The 22,856-nt window shown below is 47.5% G+C and carries 23 protein-coding genes and 1 pseudogene; 3 read left to right on the forward strand and 21 right to left on the reverse strand.

Annotated elements, in window-relative coordinates; all coding sequences use genetic code 11:
* Positions 1 to 13: 13 nt before the first annotated feature.
* The 5 genes and pseudogenes from ACI1P2_RS12700 to sigK all read right to left on the reverse strand — a co-directional run bounded on the left by ACI1P2_RS12700 (position 14) and on the right by sigK (position 2,857).
* Positions 14 to 409, reverse strand: coding sequence for a hypothetical protein (locus ACI1P2_RS12700; protein WP_355320222.1), 396 nt, complete (start codon positions 407 to 409; stop codon positions 14 to 16).
* 584 nt (positions 410 to 993) lie between these two features.
* Positions 994 to 1,215, reverse strand: a pseudogene (locus ACI1P2_RS12705) (sigma factor); the annotation flags it as partial.
* 25 nt (positions 1,216 to 1,240) lie between these two features.
* Positions 1,241 to 1,843 carry a zeta toxin family protein gene (locus tag ACI1P2_RS12710; protein ID WP_355320223.1) on the reverse strand — a complete coding sequence of 201 codons (603 nt, stop codon included), beginning with the start codon at positions 1,841 to 1,843 and terminating at the stop codon, positions 1,241 to 1,243.
* The gene (locus ACI1P2_RS12715) at positions 1,836 to 2,012 is read right to left on the reverse strand and encodes a hypothetical protein (protein ID WP_355320224.1); all 177 of its coding nucleotides are present in this window, start codon (positions 2,010 to 2,012) and stop codon (positions 1,836 to 1,838) included. The genes ACI1P2_RS12710 and ACI1P2_RS12715 overlap by 8 nt, the downstream gene beginning before the upstream one ends.
* A gap of 143 nt (positions 2,013 to 2,155) precedes the next feature.
* Entirely contained in the window at positions 2,156 to 2,857 is a 702-nt protein-coding gene (sigK, locus tag ACI1P2_RS12720; protein ID WP_355320225.1) for an RNA polymerase sporulation sigma factor SigK, read from the reverse strand.
* Between the two features lie 241 nt (positions 2,858 to 3,098).
* Here sigK and ACI1P2_RS12725 point away from each other — a divergent pair, with 241 nt between their 5' ends.
* The gene (locus ACI1P2_RS12725) at positions 3,099 to 3,851 is read left to right on the forward strand and encodes a DeoR/GlpR family DNA-binding transcription regulator (RefSeq protein ID WP_355320226.1); all 753 of its coding nucleotides are present in this window, start codon (positions 3,099 to 3,101) and stop codon (positions 3,849 to 3,851) included.
* Positions 3,852 to 3,929: 78 nt separating this feature from the next.
* Here ACI1P2_RS12725 and fba read toward each other — a convergent pair whose 3' ends face one another.
* From fba to iolA, 6 genes are read right to left on the reverse strand one after another with little or no spacing between them, the layout of a single operon-like run.
* A complete protein-coding gene (fba, locus tag ACI1P2_RS12730; RefSeq protein ID WP_355320227.1) occupies positions 3,930 to 4,802 on the reverse strand; it encodes a class II fructose-1,6-bisphosphate aldolase in 873 nt (290 codons plus the stop codon).
* A 30-nt stretch (positions 4,803 to 4,832) separates the two neighbouring features.
* Positions 4,833 to 5,699 carry a sugar phosphate isomerase/epimerase family protein gene (locus ACI1P2_RS12735; protein ID WP_355320228.1) on the reverse strand — a complete coding sequence of 289 codons (867 nt, stop codon included), beginning with the start codon at positions 5,697 to 5,699 and terminating at the stop codon, positions 4,833 to 4,835.
* 37 nt (positions 5,700 to 5,736) lie between these two features.
* Positions 5,737 to 7,650 (reverse strand): 3D-(3,5/4)-trihydroxycyclohexane-1,2-dione acylhydrolase (decyclizing), encoded by a 1,914-nt coding sequence (gene iolD / locus ACI1P2_RS12740; RefSeq protein ID WP_355320229.1) that lies wholly within the window; start codon positions 7,648 to 7,650, stop codon positions 5,737 to 5,739.
* Between the two features lie 34 nt (positions 7,651 to 7,684).
* Positions 7,685 to 8,674: a 5-dehydro-2-deoxygluconokinase gene (iolC, locus tag ACI1P2_RS12745; protein ID WP_355320230.1), complete on the reverse strand. Its 990-nt coding sequence runs from the start codon at positions 8,672 to 8,674 to the stop codon at positions 7,685 to 7,687.
* 20 nt (positions 8,675 to 8,694) lie between these two features.
* Positions 8,695 to 9,513, reverse strand: a complete 819-nt coding sequence (gene iolB / locus ACI1P2_RS12750; RefSeq protein ID WP_355320231.1) for a 5-deoxy-glucuronate isomerase — start codon at positions 9,511 to 9,513, stop codon at positions 8,695 to 8,697.
* 17 nt (positions 9,514 to 9,530) lie between these two features.
* On the reverse strand, positions 9,531 to 11,009 hold the full coding sequence (gene iolA, locus ACI1P2_RS12755) for a methylmalonate-semialdehyde dehydrogenase (RefSeq protein ID WP_355320232.1): 1,479 nt from the start codon (positions 11,007 to 11,009) through the stop codon (positions 9,531 to 9,533).
* A gap of 340 nt (positions 11,010 to 11,349) precedes the next feature.
* Here iolA and ACI1P2_RS12760 point away from each other — a divergent pair, with 340 nt between their 5' ends.
* Positions 11,350 to 12,099, forward strand: coding sequence for a DeoR/GlpR family DNA-binding transcription regulator (locus ACI1P2_RS12760; protein ID WP_355320233.1), 750 nt, complete (start codon positions 11,350 to 11,352; stop codon positions 12,097 to 12,099).
* A gap of 26 nt (positions 12,100 to 12,125) precedes the next feature.
* The gene (locus ACI1P2_RS12765; protein WP_355320234.1) at positions 12,126 to 12,515 is read left to right on the forward strand and encodes a tautomerase family protein; all 390 of its coding nucleotides are present in this window, start codon (positions 12,126 to 12,128) and stop codon (positions 12,513 to 12,515) included.
* 243 nt (positions 12,516 to 12,758) lie between these two features.
* Here the strand turns inward: ACI1P2_RS12765 and iolI are convergent, their stop codons facing one another.
* The 10 genes from iolI to ACI1P2_RS12815 all read right to left on the reverse strand — a co-directional run bounded on the left by iolI (position 12,759) and on the right by ACI1P2_RS12815 (position 22,809).
* Positions 12,759 to 13,604, reverse strand: a complete 846-nt coding sequence (gene iolI / locus ACI1P2_RS12770) for a 2-keto-myo-inositol isomerase (protein ID WP_355320235.1) — start codon at positions 13,602 to 13,604, stop codon at positions 12,759 to 12,761.
* Between the two features lie 58 nt (positions 13,605 to 13,662).
* Positions 13,663 to 14,703, reverse strand: a complete 1,041-nt coding sequence (locus ACI1P2_RS12775) for a Gfo/Idh/MocA family protein (protein WP_355320236.1) — start codon at positions 14,701 to 14,703, stop codon at positions 13,663 to 13,665.
* A gap of 50 nt (positions 14,704 to 14,753) precedes the next feature.
* On the reverse strand, positions 14,754 to 16,190 hold the full coding sequence (locus ACI1P2_RS12780; protein WP_355320237.1) for a sugar porter family MFS transporter: 1,437 nt from the start codon (positions 16,188 to 16,190) through the stop codon (positions 14,754 to 14,756).
* Complete coding sequence (gene iolE / locus ACI1P2_RS12785; RefSeq protein ID WP_355320238.1) at positions 16,171 to 17,106, reverse strand: myo-inosose-2 dehydratase; 936 nt, start codon at positions 17,104 to 17,106, stop codon at positions 16,171 to 16,173. The genes ACI1P2_RS12780 and iolE overlap by 20 nt, the downstream gene beginning before the upstream one ends.
* A 329-nt stretch (positions 17,107 to 17,435) precedes the next feature.
* Complete coding sequence (locus ACI1P2_RS12790; RefSeq protein WP_408976212.1) at positions 17,436 to 18,215, reverse strand: Fic family protein; 780 nt, start codon at positions 18,213 to 18,215, stop codon at positions 17,436 to 17,438.
* 59 nt (positions 18,216 to 18,274) lie between these two features.
* A complete protein-coding gene (locus ACI1P2_RS12795; protein WP_355320240.1) occupies positions 18,275 to 19,714 on the reverse strand; it encodes a PH domain-containing protein in 1,440 nt (479 codons plus the stop codon).
* Complete coding sequence (locus ACI1P2_RS12800) at positions 19,707 to 20,198, reverse strand: PH domain-containing protein (protein ID WP_355320241.1); 492 nt, start codon at positions 20,196 to 20,198, stop codon at positions 19,707 to 19,709. The genes ACI1P2_RS12795 and ACI1P2_RS12800 overlap by 8 nt, the downstream gene beginning before the upstream one ends.
* A gap of 129 nt (positions 20,199 to 20,327) precedes the next feature.
* Positions 20,328 to 21,539 (reverse strand): DUF6155 family protein, encoded by a 1,212-nt coding sequence (locus ACI1P2_RS12805; RefSeq protein WP_355320242.1) that lies wholly within the window; start codon positions 21,537 to 21,539, stop codon positions 20,328 to 20,330.
* A gap of 35 nt (positions 21,540 to 21,574) precedes the next feature.
* Complete coding sequence (gene pyrB / locus ACI1P2_RS12810; protein ID WP_355320243.1) at positions 21,575 to 22,477, reverse strand: aspartate carbamoyltransferase; 903 nt, start codon at positions 22,475 to 22,477, stop codon at positions 21,575 to 21,577.
* Between the two features lie 68 nt (positions 22,478 to 22,545).
* Entirely contained in the window at positions 22,546 to 22,809 is a 264-nt protein-coding gene (locus tag ACI1P2_RS12815; protein WP_355320244.1) for a hypothetical protein, read from the reverse strand.
* Positions 22,810 to 22,856: the final 47 nt, after the last annotated feature.

The raw sequence follows: 22,856 nt of genomic DNA on the forward strand, positions 1-22,856 counted from the left end.
AAAGTTATTTCCACTATCTTAGTTTGCCGCTTTCTTGTGTTTTAGCAAAGCAAGGTAAGGTGTCTAAATACTTTCCTAATTCCTCAATATACTTGTCACCTGCATTGTCATGAGCCATGACAAAACAACCGCTCCAAATATCCCATCCAAGAGTTATCATATTCCCACCTTTTTCAAAATCCATGAAAACTTGTTCAGGCCCCGTTATTGAATTGATATGAGTAAAATGAAACTTTTCAGTAACAATAGTAGCTAATTTGTAGATAAATGACGTGTCGGCATCAACTATTTCATAAGAATTGTAGCCTTTGAAGGTTTTATGCATTTTCCCTTGTAGATTTTCCACCGGATCATCTCTTTCTTCAAATATAAATTTCTCGTCATAATCAAAGGTACTCAGAAAAGCCATTACCTTGTTTTTGAGCTCGACCCCATCTTAGCACTCAGATCATCAGATTTATATATAACAATAGCATTAATAGGGTTGTAATAAAGGGTAATCGTGGCAGGTACATTGCCTTTCTCGGGGCCGTGATGTTACTAAGAAACCAAATATTAGGTTAGTACGTAGTAATCATAAAATTGAAAGGGTGATTCTTATGGAATTTCACATAAATAACACTAAGGTTTTTTGTCCATGTTGCAGGAACGATACCTTCGAGAAAGACTATCGACAACTAAATTCAAGAGGAGCTACTTTCTTGGGACTTGACTGGGCCAACCGCAATGCAACAATATTGGTTTGTCAAAATTGCTCCTACATTTCATGGTTCATGGATGAGCCAGAAGAATTATGAAAGTAAAATCCATTTTGTATATATTCAATCAGCGCACCCGCAGACATACCCATTTCACTTGCGATTTCCCTTCATAACTAAGGCTGTATAATGCTTTTTAGGTTGTACTTGGCGGAGATAATTTCACTGTGGCTTTTTGGAGCTAGAATTCTTGACATTTGAAATTGTTACTTACCCCTTCTGCTCATAAAACTCCATGCAAGGAGACATCCTTGCGGGTTTTCTTGAGGGAACGCAAGTACATGAGGATTTCGTTTTCGATACACCTGGCAGCAAACGTTGCCAATTGGGTGCCCTTGCCGGTTTGGAAGAGGCCAGTGGTGCCGATGGAGATCAGATCCTCCAGGTCTTCGCCGGTATTATCGAATTTTTTGACGATATGGACACGAAACAATAGAAAAATGAAATAAACAGACAACTGAGATAAGACAGTCGTCTGTTTATTAATGATCGGTAATTTTGTTTTCCAAGTGACGAGCGATGACTTGTACCCAATCCGGTAAAGTCGCCACATGATGTCTTATGTTTTCACCAACTGCCTCTATTACAATTACTCCATCCGCTCTGCTGTTATCGATCACAATTAAATGATCAATAAGACTAAGATTTGAGAGCAAATTATCCATTGAAGTCTGATGCCGCCTTATTATATCAGCAGTCTCAATGTGATGACCTCCATTTCGAACTCGTGCAGCGACACGCTCAATATTAAGTCGATAATCCCCAAGCCCCACAAAGAACATGATCACTTCAAAGCCATGGTCTTTGGCTTCACGCATTTGTCGAATCACATTACCACCGGCAAGGGTGGTCTCTACGCTGAAATCCCGTTTATTCTTTATACATTCCCTGGCTAATTTAATCGCTTCCTTCCCCGCCGATACTTTACGCCGGTCAGGGTTATCACGATCAATTCTCCGGGCTAGAGCATCAGGATCGATATTTACACTTATACCAAGTTTATCAATAAGTAGATTGCGAATTGTGCTTTTACCACTACCATTGTTACCAGCGAATATAAACATCGTTGCAATCGGATCAATCATGATGAAGTTCCTGTTCATTGATTCGCTCAATCTTGCCATTGCTATGTTCTTTTATAAACTGACCATCCGGTGATTTATAGACAATGTATGTGCCATTTGCTTTAGCGTCCAGTTTGGCTCTGTCTCCAGTCAGTTTAATTAGCTTGCCCAGATCTTGGATACGCTCCATTCAGTATTCACCATCCAATTTACATCATATAACGTGAGTATATCATAATTTGATATCGACAGAGCAGGAACCATTTCACTTTCAAATAAACAAAAACAGACGACCGTTATCGGTGCGCCTGTTATGTAAAGTATTATTTGCTTTTACCCCTTCTGCTTATAAAACTCATGATACAACTTCATCAGTGCCCTTTTCTCAATCCGCGACACATAGCTGCGGCTGATGCCCAGTTCCTTGGCGATTTCGCGCTGGGTCCGTTCCTCGCCACCCGTCTCCAGGCCGAAGCGCCCGATCACCACTTCCTTCTCGCGGTCATCCAGGATGTCGAGATTGCGGTAGATTTTGCTTTTCTCGATCTTGAGCTGCACCGTATTGATCACGTCATCATCCTCGGAGCCGAGGATATCGATCAGAGTTATTTCATTGCCTTCTTTGTCAGTCCCTATAGGATCATGCAAGGAGACATCCTTGCGGGTTTTCTTGAGGGAACGCAAGTGCATAAGGATTTCGTTTTCGATGCACCTGGCCGCAAATGTTGCCAATTTGGTGCCTTTGCCGGTTTGGAAGCTTTCGATGGCCTTGATGAGCCCAATGGTGCCGATGGAGATCAGATCCTCCAGGTCTTCGCCGGTATTATCGAATTTTTTGACGATATGTGCCACTAAGCGCAGATTATGCTCGATCAGCATATTGCGGGAGTGTGCGTTGCCTTCGGCCATCAGCTTTAAATGCTTGGCTTCTTCCTGCTCGCTGAGCGGCTGGGGGAACGCATTGTTTTTGACATACGAAACAAGCAGGGTCAGTTCCTTGATAAACAGGGCAATTGCAGTAAACAGTCCGGGCACGGATGACACCTCCTGAATTTTTGCCTGATACCGGCCTTCGTATCATTTTGCGGTCTGTTCATTCTATGTGGGCCCTTGCCCATCCGTGCCTGTACGTATTAGAAAAAAGTAAAATTTTTCTTTTGTCCAAAGCAAGGCACCGTGTGTCTGTTCTAGATTTTTTTCTTGTTCTCGCTTACAATAAAATTAACTAATACTTGATCAGGAGTTTTACTGAATTTATCACTAGGAGAATCAAAAAATGATCAAATCACAGCGCATTAACCAGATCAAAGAATATGTATTCGAACATGAATCGGTGTCATTGGAGGAGCTTGTCGACAAATTTGGCGTTTCCATGAATACAATACGCAGAGACATACAACCTTTGGTCGAATCGGGGATTTTAAAGAAAGTATATGGGGGAGTTTCCGTAAACCATTCAACTCTTGTTGTTTTCAATGAACGAAGGGACCAAAATTTAACCAAGAAACAGGAAATCGGCAAGCTTGCAGCCCAATTCGTGGAGGACGGGGACGTGATCTTTGTTGATTCCGGAACAACTACGTTGGAGCTTCTTCCTTATGTACACCACAAACAGCTTACGGTGATTACGAATAATTTTGACTTTATTCACGAAGCCAAAGCTTACCCATCGCTGACCATCTTTTCAACCGGAGGTATGCTGGAACGCAAAACCAACTCTTTTGTAGGCTTTCAGAGCATCGAACTGTTGAAAAAATACAACATCAATAAAGCATTCGTCGCTTCCACCGGAATCTCCCTTACGAATGGTGTGACCAACTCGTCGCCCTTGGAAACAGATATCAAGAGTACGGTAGTAGAGAAAAGCTTAAACGTTTTTTTAATGATTGATGACAGCAAATTCGACAAATATGCGCTCACAACCTATTGCGCTCTCAGCGATATTGATTACCTCATTACAAACAGTGTACCGAACAGCAGCTATCAGCAGTACGCTTTGGAAAACGGCATTACGATTGTAACGCCTTGATTCTGCAGCAATGACAGCGGCATAACCCCGCCAACTCGCCAAGAGTATGCCAGGGCTGTGCCGTTTTTTCGTGAACCGCTATTTGTTTTGCAGACTGGCAGCTTTGCCGCTGGAGCCAAACTGGCGAATCTTGGTGCGGACGGTCTCGCGGATCGCCTCCCTGGCAGGCATCAAGATGAGTCTCGGCTCCGTGGTCTCCAAGTTTTCCGCCAGTGTTTTTCGCAGCTGCAGTGACCAGGCGGTGACACATTCGGTGTTGATATTAATTTTGGCATGACCAAGCTCAATCGCCTGCTTTAATTGATGGAGCGGAATACCGGAAGCCCCATGAAGCACCAGCGGAATGCCAACTGCTTGGGAGATCACCTCCATCTCCGCAAAGCCAAGCTTGGGCTCGCCTGCATATTTGCCGTGTACGGAACCCAGAGCAGCGGCAAGGGCGTCAATTCCCGTCTCTTCCACAATCCGGATGCATTCGTTCAGACTAGCATACTGAATCCCGCCGATCAGGCCGTCTTCCATACCGCCGACCGTTCCCACCTCGGCTTCCACAGACACGCCACGACTGGCGGCATAAGCCGTTACTTTTTTCGTATCTCTGATGTTGTCCTCGATCGGTCCGTGAGAGCCATCGAACATGACAGAAGAGAAGCCCGCATCGATCGCACGCAGGCAATTTTCTACTGTTTTGCCGTGGTCCAGGTGCAGCGCCACCGGTACCTGGATGTTCTTTTCCTCCAGCAGCACGTTCACCATGGCGGCAACGGTCCGGTACCCGCCGAGAAAATCAATCAGTCTGTCTGATGCCGCCACAATGACTGGCGCTTCTTCCTGTTGTGCCGCATCCAGAATCGCGTGAACCCAGGACAGCCCGTTCACATTGAACTGGCCGACTGCGTATTGTTCCCGCTTGGCCTGTAGCAGCATTTCTTTCATGGATACCAAGGGCATGCCCAACACCTCCATCCCTGATCTTCGCTTCTAGCTGAGGCCTAACCCTTCCTTCATCTTCTTCAGCATGATGGCACTCGACTCTTCCGGCTTGTCGCTGTATGCAAATACTGCATTGGTTGCAATTCCATCGAATTTCATCTCACGCAGCTTCCGGAACAGCGTATCGAAATCCACGTCGCCTTCACCTATATTCAGGTGCTGGTGTACCGTTACCTGCGCATCCGGCGGATTGACAATGTAGCGTAGCCCGTAAGCCGCTTTATGGTTAAAGGTATCCGCGAACAGCACATGATCCAGCAGGTCGCCCGCATCATCCAGCATCTTGGCTATGTCGCCCACGCCGTCATCATAGAAGAAGGTATGAGCAACGGAATACACAAGCTTGATCCATGGACGATCAAGCGCGCGGATCATATCAATGGCTCCTGTGTTCGTCTCGATAAAATCATACGGATGAGCCTGCAAATTTAGGCGTATCCCTTCCTTTTCAAATACCGGAATCAGCTCGTCCATGGATTTCACAAACTTCTCTTCACAGATGAATGGCTCGTATTTGGAACCGCTGAATTCACTGTTCATCAGATCAATATCCAGTTCAACGGCAATCTCGATGGCCCGTTTCCAATTGCGTACCGCCGCCTGTCTTCTCTCTTCATCCGGACCTGCCCAGTGGTACAGCGGCAGCAGGGAGGAGAATTTCACACCTGCTTCGCTCATCCACTTCTTGACCTGCTTGATCTTCTGCTTGTCAACCTTCGGATACTTATAGAACGGGCAAAAATCTTCCCGCGGGGACAGCTCGATGTATTCATAGCCCAGATCGGCTACTTTGAAGATCATTTCTTCCAGTGACAGTGAATCTCTGAAATGCGTCGGATCGTACGCCAGCTTCATGCTTATTCCTCTCCCCATGCAAATAATTATTCACCTATTAGTACTGTTTGGATTTTTTTAACATCTCCACTTTGTGTTGATAAGCCCGCTGAGTGCTCTCCCTGTTCGACACTTCAGCGACCCCGAGATTCCACCAGCTGTCATATCCGTCGGTCATCGTCTTTGGCAGAACCTTCATATCGATCAGCGTTGAGGTGGTTTGCTTCCTGGCATCCTGCAGAGCTTCCTTGAGCTCTTGAAGGGTATGGGCACGATAGACCTTTGCGCCATAAGCTTCCGCCACTTTGGCATAGTCAATATTCATAATCCGGTTGTCTTCCGTTCTGAACTCACAGTAATAGCTGCCGGAGCCATAGTCCATTTGCAGATTGTTAATGCAGCCAAAACCCGAGTTGTCAAAAAGCAGGATGTTGATCTTCTGACCATATTGAATAGCCGTGACCAGCTCGGAGTGCAGCATCAGAAAGCTGCCGTCGCCTACGATGGAATAGACCTCCCGGTCCGGGTGGGCGAGCTTGATGCCCAAGGCTCCTGATACTTCGTAACCCATACAGGAGTAGCCATACTCCAGATGGTACGTATTCGGCACTTCAGCATGCCAGAGACGCTGTAAATCGCCTGGAAGTGAACCGGCGGAGGAGATAATGATGCTGTCCTTGGCAATGGTATCATTGACGGCAACTAATGCCGTCGTCTGCGCAAGTTCCGTTCCAAGGGCATCCGCATATTCGTTCATGATCTCCTGGGTAAATTGCTTTTTGATTTCAGGCACAAAACCCGAGCGTTTAAATTCAATCCGGCTCAACCGTTCACGCTCAGTGTTCCATTCCTCACGCAGTTCCGGAATGAGCAGACCGAACTCACTGATGTAGCCTTCCAGGCGGTCATGCAGCTTGCTCAACGCGGCTTTGGCATCCGCCACAACCTGCAAGCCATCCAGCTTATAAGTCTGCATCCGGCTGACGTTGATGTTCAGGAACTTCGTACGGTCAAAGTCGAAGGCGGTCTTCGATGAAGTGGCGAAATCGGTATAGCGGGTACCGATGCCAATGACCAGATCCGCCAGACGGGCGGCCTTGTTTGCGGCCAGTGTCCCTGTAATGCCCATGCCCCCCAGATTATTGACAAACGTGCTTTCCACCACCGATTTGCCAGCCTGCGTCTCCACCAGCGGAATCCCGTATTTTTCCGAGAAAGCCTTGAGCTCCCCGCTCGCTTCCGAGTACTTGACACCGCCCCCCACAAGGATAAGCGGCTTCCGGCTGCTGCGGATCAGCTGCTCCGCGGCTGCCAGTTCCCTTTCGCTTGGCTGCAGACGATCTACATAATGGACGCGCTTCTGGAAGAAGGCTTCTTCGAAATCGAAGGCCTCCCCTTCAACGTCCTGGGAAATGCAGATCGTGACCGGGCCGCTCTTGGCCGGATCAGTCAGCACCTCGAAAGCACGGATCAGGCTGCTCATCAGCTGTTCCGGACGGGTAACCCGGTCCCAGTAGCGGGAAACCGGCTTCAGTGCATCGTTGGTCGTAACGGCCGTACTATACTCCTGCTCAATTTGCTGCAGAACCGGATCAGGCTGCCTTGTTGCATACGTATCCGCAGGCAGAAAGAGGACCGGAAGGTTATTGGACAGCGCCGTGGCGGCCGCTGTTACCAGGTTGGCCGATCCCGGACCCGATGAAGTAGAGACCGCATAAATTTTCTGCCGCAGCTTTTCTTTGCTGTAAGCGATGGCCGCATGGGCCATGCCTTGCTCATTCTTACCCTGGAATATTTTTAAATGGCCGGCATCCTGTTCCAAGGCCTGCCCAATGCCAAGCACGTTGCCGTGGCCGAAAATGGTGAATATCCCCTCCACGAACGGGGTCTCGCGGCCGTCAACATGAATATACTGCTGATTAAGAAACTGGATCAGCGCTTGTGCTGTAGTCAGTCTGATTTTATTGCCCATGAACAACTCCACCTTTAGATTGAAGTATCTTGATTCAGGAATGAATGACAGGCTGATTGGCCATTAATGATTCAATCTCCTCAACGGTCGGCATGGCTTCTGATGAGCTGTGCTTACTGACAACAATAGAAGCGGAAGCGCTGCCATACTTCAGCGCGGTTTCGATATCCTTGCCGCGAATGATGGCATACAGGAAAGCTGAGGCATACGAGTCGCCGGCACCAAACGTTTTGAGCACCTTTGTTTTGTACGCCTGTGCCCGGAATATGCTGCCGGATCTGGTGTATGCATAAGACCCCTCGACACCATGCTTGATCACCACAATTTCGGGCCGGTGACTGAACAGGTAGCGGATCGTCTCCTCGTTCGAGCCGCCTTCCCGGTTTTCCAGCATATCGTATTCATCGCGGGTCCCGATCACAATATCGGATTGCTCCGCCACCAGTGAGTAGTACACGGCGGTTTCTTCGGTTGACTTCCACGTATATGGACGATAGTCAAGCTCGAAAACAACTTGAACTCCGTTGCGCTTGGCCAGCTGCACCGCCTTTAATACAGCCTCCCTGGACGGACTTTGCGCAAGAGCTGTGCCGGACACGAGCAATATTCCCGTCTGCTTGATATATTCCTCATCCACTTCCTCCGGCCGAAGATACAGGTCCGCCGCTTGGTCACGGTACATCAGAATGCTGCACTCCTCCGGACTTTTAATTTCTGTAAAGGCCAGGCCGGTCTTGTGTCCTTCAAGATCCACCTTCAGCTGTGAAGTATCAATGCCCGCCTCTTTCATATAATTGCGGATGAAGCGGCCGTGCTGATCGTCCGCAATTTTGCCGATAAACCCCGCCTTGAGCCCCAGCCTCGCACCGCCAATGGCAATATTGGCGGGAGAACCGCCAACATACTTGGAGAACGTCATCGTTTCTTCCATCGGCCGGTTATACTCCACGGCATTCAGGTCAATACAGGCCCTTCCAATTGCAATTAAATCAAACTTTTTATTCACGCTTGCTCCACCGCTCATGGTCTCCCAGCTCCTTTAGGTTATTGACGCTCCAAAATCCACTCATGATCCGGATCGTTGTGGAATTTCCATATTCTCTTGGGCCCTGCCATGACATTCAAATAGTAAGAGGTGTATCCGTCCGGCACACCCACAGGATGGTATCCAGCCGGAACGAGCACCACATCCCTGTGCTCCACGGCCATCGTCTCATCCAGCGTGCGGTCATCGGTGTATACCCGTTGAAAGACAAAACCCGAGCCTGGATCCATTTCATGGTAGTAGGTTTCCTCAAGGAACGACTCATCCGGCAGGCGATCCTGATCATGCTTGTGCGGCGGGTAGCTGGAGAAGTTCCCTCCTTCGGTGTACACTTCCACGACGAGCAGGCTGCTTGCCGAAGGATCGCTGTCGGGCAAAATGTTGTGCACCATCCGTTTGTTCTGATATTTTCCCCGCTGCTCCACACCCACGTCACCTGCCTTGATCCATCGGGTCGGAAGTGGTTCCAGAGAAGGAGCGTAACATAGGGCGACTCTTGCACTTGTTACCGCCTCGATCCCGAACGGCTTGCCACCGGAAACAAACACACTATCCGTCGGCTTTTTCTCGAACACACTCTCTCTTGTCCCGATTTCCTTGAAGGTCTGTTCGCCTTCGGTAACACTAATCTTGCCTGTCAACGCCACAATACAGCATTCCTGATCCTGCAGCGTCTCTTCATAACGTCCGCCCGGCTTCAAATCAATCATTTTAAAGCCGACATATTCCAGCCGGGTGTCCCGAGGCAGCAGGTTATGGATAATTGTGACATCGCCTTCTTGAGCTTGAGCCGGTTTGCACAGCAGATGACTGGCCACGAATGATTCCTCCTCGTTTATTCGAATACAGGTTCTGTGTAACGTGCGGTTACCACTTTTTTGCGGGTGTAGAAATCTACGCTGTCTTTGCCGTTGGCATGCAATGTTCCATAAAATGACGATTTCCAGCCCGAGAACGGAAAGAACGCCATCGGTGCCGGTACGCCCAGATTGATGCCCAGCATGCCTGCATCGATATTTTCGCGGAAATAACGGATGGCGTGGGCGTTCGTTGTAAACAGACACGCACCATTGGCGAATTCCGATTGATTGGCAATTTCAACGGCCTCTTTCAGGTCTTTGACCCTGATCACTGATAATACCGGCGCGAAAATCTCATCCTTCCAAATGGTCATATCCGTTGTTACACCTTCAAAGATTGTAGGGCCGATGAAATAACCATCCTCCAGCATCTGATCACGTCCGTCAATCAACAGTCTGGCTCCCTCTTCGATGCCCTTCTCGATGTAACGGATGGTCCGCTCCTTGTTCTCTTCACGGATCACCGGCCCCAGGAACACACCGTCATCCAGGCCGTTTCCGATTTTGACGCTCAGCGCTTTCTCCTTCAGACGGGCGATAAACTCATCGGCAATCCCCTCTTCCACCGTAACCACCGCACAAGCCATACAGCGCTCGCCGGCTGAACCGAAGGCTGCGGATACCACATTGGTGACCGTGTCATCCAGATTGGCATCATTCAGTACAATCGTGTGATTCTTTGCACCTGTCAGCGCCTGTATCCGCTTTAAATGCTCGCTGCCTTTTTTATACACATACTCGCCAACAGGCTTCGATCCTACAAATGAAATCGCTTTAATATCAGGGTGTTCCAAAATGCCGTTCACCACATCATGCGCCCCATATACGATGTTGAACACGCCATCCGGCAGGCCCGCTTCGGTGAAGAGCTCGGCAAGCTTCTCCGTCAGGAGCGGTGTCCGCTCGGAAGGCTTTAGTATGAAGGAGTTGCCCAGGGAGATGGCCATCGGGAACATCCAGCATGGCACCATCATCGGGAAGTTGAAAGGAGCAATCCCGCCAACAACACCAATGGGGTAACGGTAGTTTGTTGCCTCCACGTCTGTGGCAATGGAAGAAAGGGAATCCCCCATCATTAGAGAGGGTGTGCCCGCCGCAAATTCGACATTCTCGATTCCGCGCTGCACCTCGCCCAATGCTTCGTTTAAGCTTTTGCCATTCTCAATCGTGATCAGGCGAGCCAATTCATCCTTATGCTTCATCAGCAGCTGCTGATAGTTGAACAGGATGCGCGCACGTCTTGGAACAGCCACCTTTTTCCACGTATCAAACGCTTCCTTGGCGACCTGGGCCGCGTGCTCAATGTCCCCCTTGGTTGAAATGGGAACCTGACAGATCAGCTCTTTCGTTGCCGGATTGTAAACGTCTTCATAATTGGTTGTCCGGCTCTCCACCCATTTGCCGCCAATGTAATTCTTCAGTTTTCTTGCTGTTGTTTTCACTACAGTTGACATAGTCGAGCCCCTCTCGCAGCTTATTGTTAGGAACAGATGTTACAAAAAAGGACGTTTTTGATTATATTTTGGTTATGTTTTTATGATATCCAATAAAAATTTAGCCGTCAAGTCTAATAAAAGGGTAAATGTTATCAGTCTTTCTTTCCAGAGGGAATGGAAATAGGTTCGTCAACGCCCCGAACGATTTATATGGCTGAGGCAGCGAACTATTGAGCCGAAAATGTGCATGGATGTTCTCGTTTGTGTTGTTATGTTTTTGTGTAATTCAAATAAAGTGTTGATAAAGTTTTGGTTATAAATTATATTTAAATTATTAAATTTAACAGGAGAATGTCTTATGAAAACCAGACGTCTGCAGGATATTGAAGAATATATCCATTCTCGCAAAAACGTCACGCTGGATGAGCTGTGTCTGAAATTCGATGTATCCAAAAATACAATCAGGAGAGATATCAACCAGATTCTCAGCAAGGGTTCCATTGAGAAGGTGTATGGCGGCGTCACTTCTGCAACAGAACTCATCCCGTTCGAGAACCGGGGCAGCAAGCATTCGTCCGAGAAGTACGGTATCGCACGTATCGCCGCTTCCTGTATCGAAGAAAACGACCTGGTATTTATCGATTCAGGCACCACGACCCGTCACATGGCCGACTTTTTACCACACAACATTCCGCTGACGATCCTGACGAACAGTCTTGATATCATTAACGGAGCTGCCGGGTTGACCAATGTGAACCTGCTGGTGATCGGCAATACCTTCAAGCAGAAGACCAAATCGTTTGTGGGTATGGACGGCCCGCGCACTCTGGAAAAATACAACGTCAACAAGGCATTTATGGCGGCCACGGGCGTGAGCATGACCCATGGTCTTACCAATTCGGATTTGCTGGAATATGAAATCAAACAAGCGGTTTCCCAAAAGGCCGAAAAGCTCATACTATTGGCAGACCCCAGTAAATTCGACAAATCCACGCTTCTTACGTATGCATCGCTCGAGGATGTGGACATGATTATATCCTCTGCGCCGCTTCCAGGAAATTATCAGGTGTTTTGCAAAACCCACTCTATCGAAGTCAGAACGTCCTGACCGCTAAATTACAGGAGGAGATTGAAATGCCATTATTGCGTTTTGATGTGATTGAGGGCCGCAGCCCGGAGCAATTGAAAAAAATGCTGGACGCCGCTCACCATGCGATGGTTGAAGCTTTTCAGGTGCCCATGACAGACCGGTACCAAATCGTGCATCAGCATCCTGCCCATGAGATGATTATTGAAGATACCGGTTTGGGATATCCGCGTACAAAACAGGTCGTTGTAATCAGTATTGTCAGCAAGGAACGAACGTCGGCACAAAAGGAACGCTTGTACAAGCTGCTGGCTGAGCATTTGCAGCAGGAATGCGGCATTGAGCCGACAGATGTCATGGTGTCCATTGTAGAAAACGGACAAGCCGATTGGAGCTTCGGGGCTGGGCGGGCACAATTCCTGACAGGAGAACTCTAGGGCTCACCGTTTGCGATCATATGGGTCGCGAAAATGAAAATAGACTACAGTGAATAATTGTTTAAGCAATAGCGGTCCGGGAAGCACTCCGGGCCGCTTTTTTATCCGCTTGTTTTGCTTGAGCCGCCAGAATCGCCTCCACAGCTCAAAAATCCGGGGCAGTCCCTGTACGTTTCAGACTGCCCCGGATTTTATATTTTTCCCTTATAGTTATTCAAATGTTCTGCTCCAATTCCCCTAGCTTTATGTCAACTGCAGGTTGTAATATTTTGAGATGACCTGCAGCGTAGTTTCTTTGGCTGTGCGGATCGCTTCCTCGGCATCCAGCTGGTAATACTCCGGCCGAAAAAGCTCGACCGATACGACATCGGAGTAACCCTTGCGCTGAATGGTTGAGAGTATGAAATCCAGATCAATAACGCCCTGTCCTGGCCACACCCGGTCTTCATCCGTCAGGAAGCCAATGGGATAATCCTCGGTATCGTCGATATGCAGAATGAATATTTTGGAGGCGTCCGCCCGCTCCAGATCCTCCCGCTTCGAGCCCATAGCATGAAAATGGAAGCAATCCAGCACCAATCCCACATTGGCGCGCGCCACCTCTTCGACGATCTCGTACGCCTGGCCGAAGGTATTCACCGTGCACTGCGGGTGGCCCACAAATTCCACGGCAATCCTTATGCCATAAGGCTCCGCCAGATCCGACAGCTCCTTCAGCACTTCCACACAACTTGCTTTGATGTCTGATTTGAGGATTTTCTGCTCGGTGACCAGCGGGACGGCAACAATGTACTTTACGCCCAGCTTCGAGCCCGTTTCGAGCATCTGCCGAAATTCACGGATGATCTCTTGATAACCTTCATCATCCCGATTGTTGAAGAATACCAGGGCATTAAAGGCCAACGGTTTGATATGATGGGTTTGAAAATAATCGGCCAAATCTTCGACGGAATGCTCCTGCAAATACTCCGGCAATTTATCCATCGTGCGAATTTCAATATAATCATAGCCGTGCTTTTCACAATACTCCAAATCCTTGACCAGGTTCGAGTTGTTCATAGTGGTTGCCTGATTAAAACAAAGCTTCATGCGGTTTCTCCCCTATCTATGGTTTGCGCCGCAGCTCCATGCCGGAACTCAGCTAAAATTAGACTTGTACGCCGCGGTTGACGGTGCTGCGGTACAGCTCCGGCTTCTCGTCGAGCTCAACAGCTTCCTGCAGTCCGGATTCCTGCGCTTTGACGCATGCATCCGCGGTGACCGCAGCAATGTACCCGTCCCATGCTGTTGGCCCCTGCGGTTTGCCTGTCGTCCGAATGGAATCCATGAAATCCTGCAGTTCGCGGTCGTATGCATCTAAGAAGCGGTCCTTCCAATCCATCAGAATATGTGTCCCGAGCTGGCCGTTTTTCCGGTACTGCAAGCTTGCCACTTCAGGCAGCTTGACAATGCCCTCCTCTCCAATGACTTCACACTGAATGTCATAACCGTATTTGCAGTTCACGAAGATCTCCGCGTTGATCAGGATGCCTCCCTGCGTCTCCAAAGTAACGACCTGAGGATCACGCAAATGGCTGGATGCATGCCTGGTTTTTTTCGGGTAAGCCACCTGTACGGATTTATAATCATCGTTCACAAGCCAATGCAGCACATCGATTTCGTGAATAAGCGTATCCGTGATCGCCATGTCGGTGGTATAACTGTCGTTGACCTCAGGGTTGCGGTGAGCGCAGCGAATCATAAGCGGCTCGCCGATGAAACGGTTATCGATCGCTTCCTTCAATTGCTGGTAACCGCTATCATAACGGCGCATGAATCCGACTTGAACGAGACGCTTGCCATGCTTTACCTCTGCCCGGACAATCTCCATGCATCCCTCTGCGGTTGTTGCCAAAGGTTTTTCGCAGAACACATATTTGCCCGCCTCAATGCCTGCCATGACACTTTGCTGGTGAGCAGGTCCCCAACTGGTTACCAGGATTGCATCTACATTTTCGGATGCAATCAATGTTTTATCATCAGGGTAAACTGCCGCGTCCAACTGAAATTGTTCGACAGCCGCTTTGGCTGCTTCGCTGTTCACATCGGTTACAGCTACGATTTTTCCTCCGGACAGATTATTGGTAATTCTGCGGATATGCTCCCGTCCAATTGCTCCTGTTCCAATTACACCGATCTTTAAAGTCATCTCCATCTTCCTCCCGGTTATTTTTATAACAGCGCTTTCAAATCACTGCTTTAATCTGCTGGTGCCGCTTCGGTCGCATACCCCTGTTTCGATTCATCCTGCTCTTTGCTTCCGTAACGGCGGAAATGCTGCTCCAATTGCTCAAGGGATAATCCTTTGGTTTCAGGAAGGAAGTGCTTCACGAACAGGATGGCCAGAACACCCAATACGACGAACACATAGAATGTTGCCGAAAGCCCGAAACTGCCGAGCAGCACCGGAAACAGCAATCCAATAACAAAGTTCACCATCCACAGAAAGAAAACGGTAAGTCCCATGCCAAAACCGCGAAGACGCAGCGGGAAAATTTCAGACAGCATCAGCCAGGTTACAGGTGAAATGGCTCCCTGCTGAAAGGCCAGAAAAGTAACAGTCAGACCCAGTACAATGTATGGCAGCACAGGCGACCCTTGCAGTACCGATGACAGGATGGCAATCAGCAGCAGTGCCGATGTCGTTCCAGCCAAACCTGTGATCAGCATCGGCCTGCGGCCAATCCTGCCCAGCAGCCAGATGCCCACAAAGGTAGCCAGCACTGAAATGACACCGTTTGCAATATTACCGACCAGGGCAGCCTGGGTTGCAAAGCCCGCATTTTTCAAAATTTCCGTTCCATAGTACATGATGGAATTTACACCCGTGATCTGTTGAACGACCGCAATCCCGATGCCAATGAACATGATTCGGCGGATCCATGGAGTCGCTAAATCCTTGAAGCCGGCTTTCTGCAGCTCCTTCTCCTGGCTGACGGTGGCCTGAATCTCTGTCATTTCTGCTTCAGCCTGGTCTTCTCTGCGGATTTTCTTAAGCACACTCAAGGCCTGTTCGTTCTTCTGCTTGGAGATCAGCCAGCGCGGGCTTTCAGGAACACGAAATATGCCGATGAACAGGAAAACTGCCGGAACCGCCGCAACAATCAGCATGTATCTCCACACATGGCTGATATCCCCCAGCGTTGTGCCCAGAATCGCGTTGATGACAAAAGCCAGCAGCTGGCCGCTTACGATCATCAGCTCGTTCTGCGTTACAATGCTGCCGCGTCGGTCAGCGGGAGCCATTTCGGCAAGGTAGGAAGGAACAGTAACGGAAGCACCGCCGACGGCCAACCCGAGCAAAAAGCGGCAAATGATCATCACCGTTACGCTTGGCGCAAGCGCACAACCAACCGTAGCAAAGAAAAACAGGATGGACAGATACATGATGTTCTTTCTGCGCCCGTTATAGTCGGACAGGCGGCCTCCCAGTACAGCCCCCAAAGCAGCGCCAAAAAGAAGCGAGCTGGCGACAAGCCCTTCTGTGAAGGAAGTCAGGTTCAGCTGGTCTTCAGCCGACATAAAAGGAAGCGCACCGTTAATGACTCCGGTATCATAACCGAACAGCAGTCCGCCCAGAGTTGAAATTAAAATGATCTTCGTCAAAAATGATTTCTTAGACGCTTCCTGTTGCATGGTCACCGCCCCTCTCTCGTTTCGAAGTTTGGACAAGCAGCGAATTGTCAATATATTTTCGGGCGATCAGTGCATATTCAAGCGGATTGGCTATGGCCGGGTCCTGTTCGGCTTCAATGACAATCCAGCCTCGATAATGATGGGCCACCAGCTCACCATAAACCTCTGTAAAATCAATGCAGCCATCGCCGGGAACTGTAAACATCCCGCTCAGAAAAGATTGAAGGAACGATTTGCCCGCACTTTTACATTCATTCATGACCTGGAGCCTGGCGTCTTTGAAATGCACATGCTTGATGCGACCGATGTGCTGGCGCAGTAATGTCATATAATCACCATCAGATACGAAGATATGGCCAGTATCGTACAGCAGATGCACATGCTCCGGATCCGTTCCGGCCATCAGCCTGTTGACCTCGTCAGCTGTCTGAACGCCTGTGCCCAGATGATGATGATATACCAGTTTCAGGCCATATTCTTCTGCTATAATCCCCAGCTGGTTCAGCCCTTGGCACAAGGCCTCCCATTCGATATCCGTAAAATGCGGCTTGTCGGTGAACACATTCTTCTCCAAGCCCTGCACACTGCCAGTCTGCTCGGACACAACGATCACATCTGCATGGACTTCCTGCAGATACCGGCATTGAGTGCGGAAAGGTTCAACCACCCGTTCCAGGCCGTCCCGGATAATATAACTGCTGAACCATTGACCGGCCACTCGCAGCCCACGAAGCTGAAGCTCCTTGTTCAATACGTCTGCCTCCGGAAAAAAGCCGCCAACCTCCGTTCCCTGGAACCCTGCAACGACAATATCGCTCAGCAGATGCTGCAGCGTATTGCCTGCTCCAATTTCAGGAATGTCATCATTGCGCCAACCGATGGGAGCAATTCCCCATATGATTTCTTGTTGCTCCATATACACTCTCCCTCTCGTGAAAATTGATGTGATGCGGCCTCATTCAATTTCTGTTTCTGCGATTTGGTGATATTGTGATTAACTTTTGATTACCATGTGATTACATAGTAATATTAAAAGCGCTTACAGTCAATACGCATTCTTTGTTTATCCTTTAAATTTACTCCATATCATCTATCTGATTAAATCACTTGATCAATTTTTGAATAATTAAATGGTTTTATTTAATCAAAAAGTGACCATTTTATAGTAGGAATATATACAAAAAAAGAGGCAGTCCCTTAGTCATTGAAAATTGCTTAGGACAGCCTCTTCTTGTCATTTGAAACTTATTTCAGGAAATGCGGGAACTTTTCCGGTGAACTGCGAATTTCTTGCGCCAACTGCTCATAAGCTTCTGTCAATTTAATCGAACGAACTCTTTTGACGTCATGATCACGAGGTTCGATAAACCTGGCTTCCCTCCAAAGACTTACCTTTTCTCTTATCGATCGATCGGACAAACGTAAAAGCTCTCTCATTTCGCTTGTTGTCATGGAGTCTTGTTTAAAAGTTAATTGGGCAAAAACCATTCTTTGCTGAGGATCTAACTTTCGAATTAGTTCTGGTTCAATTTTTGTCGGGGCATTAATCCAGGCAACCAAATCCTCCATTAATACAGGGACATCGTTCCATTCCGGTGGCAGATAAAACCCGGAAGCATTACGGCTGCCAACTTGATTTTGTTCCTCTCGATATTCACTAATACGCGGTCTTCGTCCATGCGAAATCTTAATAATGGCATGCAGCTTCTTAATAAACTCCTCCGTAACCGGTAACTGCCTTCTGTCCGCTTCATCTAGATATTCCAAAGCTTTCATTAAGTTATAAACTTCTTGTTCTTCATTGTCGCTGCTGTTATGGTACAAAACTTTTCTTTTCGTTGCCTCGTCAAGTGTATTGCCTTCGATCTTTGTAGAAAGGATGACTGTCTTTTCCATCGATTCTTTCTTGAGCAAGTCAAGAATTGATGAGGGCAATAGAATCAAATCAACAATTGCGCTGGCTCGTTCTATGTCCATCAGTTTACAGGCAGTGCGATCTGTTATTGAATATTTTGGTGCGAACAATAAAATCACTATCCTCAGAAAAACATTATACTGTTACCGCTACTTTGTCGTAAAATTGTTCACCCTCGTTTAATATTCTTATACCATCCTAAAGTCTCATCACAATCTTGCTTAGTAATCCCCGGCAATCGATATTCCCGGACGTTCGCCGGAGAATTGATGTCCATTTTCAGCCGATACAGGTGAAGCAAGCGCTGCAACCATGATTGTCTAATACTTATGGACTCTGTGGATTCACGCAAGAGGTACACGGTTGTCTGATTGATGCCGGCTTTGCGTAAAACAAACAAATTCGCGCAGATATCCCATTTTGTCTGGTCATAGATGCACTTTATATATCCATAGAATAAATACAATACGGGAACGGTTGTCAAAAACCATAAAGTAAAAAAACAACCAACAACGATACTCAGTAGAAGCAACGATAAGATTGGAATCGCTGCAACAAATTTGGCGTTCTGGTGTAAAGCTCGCTTTGGAGTACTAAGTTGAAACTCGGGTGTCAGCCAATTCAACACGTCTGCTAATTCCGATGTCCGGATAGAAGGGATAAGCAATTTCACTCTCCGTTCCCCATGATAACCGACGCAATCCATACAAATGGATGCATACCCGTACAGACGCCCAAACATCAGTTCTTTGATTCGAAGGGATTGGATTTTTTTCGCTTGGATTTGCACCGATTTTCGCTCCATCCACCCATGATGAATGGAAATCACGTCTCCGTTTCTTGTAATATGCCAACCTCTGTACCGTAATTGTGCCATCCCTATGGAGAATAACCAAGTAACAATTACGCATATTCCCAAGAAAATCAACAGATACAGAACCACTTTGATACTTTCATCTAAGGCTACCCCACTCCAAGTTTCCTTCTCAAACAATTCGATAAAGCTGACTTGCTCTTCTTCCGGTGTAGGAAATAACCAGCCCCACAAATGTTGAATGACAGCGATCGTGACGGGAAGTCCCAGCCAGAATGTATTCGAACTCATGGACAGCATCATAATTTCTTTTTTGCTAACGTGATGTTCTCTTGGCGCAGGAATCACACTTCCGTTTTCGACCAGTCCAATGGACTTCTTGAGTAAATCCGCCATTTTTCTAGATGTAACCAAGTGAGCATCAGCATGAGCATTGGAATCACTCGTTTGCAGTTCAACATTGGCGATCCCAAGCAGCCGATAAATCCAGCTTTGCTCGATTTGTATATTATTGATTTTTATAAGTGGTATCGTTCTTTGTGTTACAGTAAAGACACCTTTTGTGATATGCAGTACCTTATGATTCATTTGATAGGTTTCTCTATACCAGGAAAGGATCGACCAAAAACCGGCTGCAACGCCGTACACTGTTGCTGCGATATATACCCAATAAGGTTGTTGCCCTGTGCCTGCCCGAATCTCATTAAATAAAAACGCGGCAAAGGGAATAATCAAATAACGGATTTGACTGTATAACTTGTAGACGACTGTAACAGGATGATGCCGTTTAATCATAATAAGCATCCCTTTCGCCTAATTTGGACAATTCGATGATTTGTCTGCGCAGCCGAACAGCGTCCTTCTCTGCCAGTCCTATAATAAAATGGTGATCTCCTGCTGTTGTGATGGTTAGCTCAGATAAGCCCAGTTTTTTAGCAAGCATATCTTGTTCTTGATCCACATGCTGCACCCGGCTAATCGGAATAATGGAAGAGTTATCTGACCACGCATTCCCCCATCGAATCATAATTTCATCGTCACCAAGGAAATAGCTTCTTCGGGAGTATTTTTTATGAACCCCGTAACAAACAAAGGTGAGGCCCCTGATGAAGAAAAATGATATCATCAGGCAGGAAATCATTGTTAACCATCCCAAGGCTGGCAACCAGACTGCCCGGATAATCAAAGGGATGACGCAGATAAGTATCCATTTAACTGTATGTAAGCCATGCATAACCTGCCAATATCGAATGACATTCGGGTGAAGCTTTTGTTCCATCTTAGTCAACTCCTATTACTGCTCTATAAAACTATATATCAAAACGCATTTACAATAATTTGCCAGCGAACGAGTGCCTCTAAATGCAAAAAACGACTAATCAAATATAGTCGTTTTAAAGTTCTCCGCCTAAATCCATCGTATTTGAGCGTGCAGATCAGCCAAAATGTCATGGAAACCCCAGCCGATCCCATCCGTTTTCGAGATAATCGTTTCGATGCGCTCCTCGTATTCGTCGAACAGCTCGGCTGTTTCATCCTCATTCAAGATATCAATGATATCGGCATACATGGACGCCATGCTGTTGTAGAAGCGTTCATCAATATCCCCGTAGCTTAGTGTGAAATCAACTCCATTTTCGACATAGATCAGCTTCAGTTCCAGACTGTACTTGATGCTTCCGGTCAATCTTTCGAATTCCGATATCACTTGTTTCGCCTCTTGAAGTTTTAACTTCCCATGACCGCGTTCAGGAAAAAATTCGTTTTCCACTTTTTTTCGATACTCATGAAACAGAGATTCTACCGCTTCATCGCCTAGTATTCTTACTGCAAGAAACTTCTCCATTTCTTTGCTGGCGCCATAACAAGCCTTTACCAAATCAATCAGTTGGTCATTACTTAGTTGTTTCAGATGTTTATTCAGAACGGATTTCGTAAGCTTCACAGGCTTCTTGCTCTCCGACAGCTTGACAAGTGATTTGGGAATAAGCTTGTTCTTTTGCCTTTGAAGCTCAAGGTTCACTTCCTCACAGGAAAAAGATTCAGAATCGTATCCCTCTCCGATCCAGCCAATAAACTGATCCCGCTCCGGATGGTTGGGAGTAATCAAGACTTCTAGCATATGTTGATATCCCCAAACTCCTCCCACATCTTCCTGGGGACAACTTCGAGCTCCATCCAGACACAAGGGCACTGGATCGGATGTCGATGAATCGTTTTTAATCAATGTAATCGTATGCTGCCAATCATCACCAAAATCATAAACGTATGTAAACACGGAATTTTCCTCGTCAACATGCTTCTGAACGACTTCTCTCCGTGCATTCAGCTCCTCTCGCTCTTCCATAGCTTCTAATGTCGGATCTGGCATCCCGATAACTTGTCCATTGACATGAAACTGGTACAAATGATAATTTTCCCAACCCATGACCGTTTGGATGATTCTGTGAAGCTGATGAAACGTTACGGCCGGATGAAATTGAAATTCCCGCCAAATCTTCGGAGTAATCTCGTCCAGTTCAATTCTGCAAGTATAAACCATGATCGTCTGTTCTCCTTCTCGATACTCTGTAACCGTCCATTTAATTTCACTCTTCCTCTCGCATTTTCTTGATTTCATCCGCCGAAATAGGGGAACAAAAGCCATGACCCTGTTCAAGTACCAAGAAGTGAATACAGCAAAGCCATCCGAATAAACAACCCGTTTTCACTTTGCTTGAAATAAATGGCTCGGGGATCGGAGTCCACCTCCGGCGTTATCTCCTGATTTCTCGGAAGGGGGTGCATGAGCAGCGACTGATCGGAAAAGCGGTTCATGGCCGCCTGGTCGATAATGATCTCTCCCGAGCCTGCCTGCTCCCCGTTCATTCGCTCCGTCTGGGTTCTGGTGTGATACAGCACATCGACAGATACGGGGATTTCCTCCAGGGAAGAGAGCGCATGGTAGGTTATGCCTCTGCCATTTAAATATTGAATATATTCATTAGGCAGTTCCAGCCCCTTACGGCTCAGACCGAAGACCTCGATATCGCTGTACAGGGCCAGCCCCTTCAGCAGGGAATGGATAGTACGTCCATTTTTCAAATCTCCGAGGACAGCCACCTTGCTGCCTGCAATCCTGCCTTTAAAGCTGTGAATCGTATATAAATCCAGCAAAGCCTGTGTGGGATGCTCTCCGGTGCCCCCGCCCGCGTTGATGATCGGCACTCTTGCCACTTCAGTAGCTTTGAGGGCGGCGTCATTCTCATAATGGCGAAGGATGATCGCATCGCAGTATCCCTGCACAACCCGTATGGAATCCAAAATGTTCTCACCTTTAATCGCTGAAGACATTTCCCTGGCATTCTCCGTGCTGATTAATTTGGCTCCGAGCCGCTGTACCGCGGATTCAAAAGAGAGGCGCGTACGCGTGCTCGGCTCATAAAACAGGGTAGCAACCACCTTGTGCTTTAATACGTCATCAAATTCCCTTGGATGGCTTTTCATTTGGTCAGCCAGAATGAACAGTTCATGAAGAAGCTCGGCGGTAAATTGTTCCGATGAAATTAGATGCTTCATGTTTTCCTCCAATAGGGTCCGTATTTGTTCTAAAAGATTGTATTCAGCCTGTCCGGAATTGTAAATACTTATTTCTTCGGCCGGAAACTGCCCTGATAAAGTACAGCATCGACCAATTCGTAATCCTTTAGATGTATATGTACCTCCAAAACCCTGGCGACAAACAATCTCTTGGCCGGATCGTAAATGATATCTCCTGCAGGGTCCAGCTCATATAATGGTTGCGCTGACTTTTTGGCAAGGTGAAACAGATGAAACACCTCTCCCCACATAATGCGCCCCGGATCACGGCTGTAATCCAGCAGCAGCTTGTTCAATCTCTCCACATCCAAGGGAACGACCGCCTTTATCCGCCTAATTTCGACAATTACATTTGGAT

This window comes from Paenibacillus jiangxiensis, from assembly GCF_046098255.1.
In the GTDB taxonomy this organism is placed as follows: Bacteria; Bacillota; Bacilli; order Paenibacillales; family Paenibacillaceae; genus Paenibacillus; species Paenibacillus jiagnxiensis.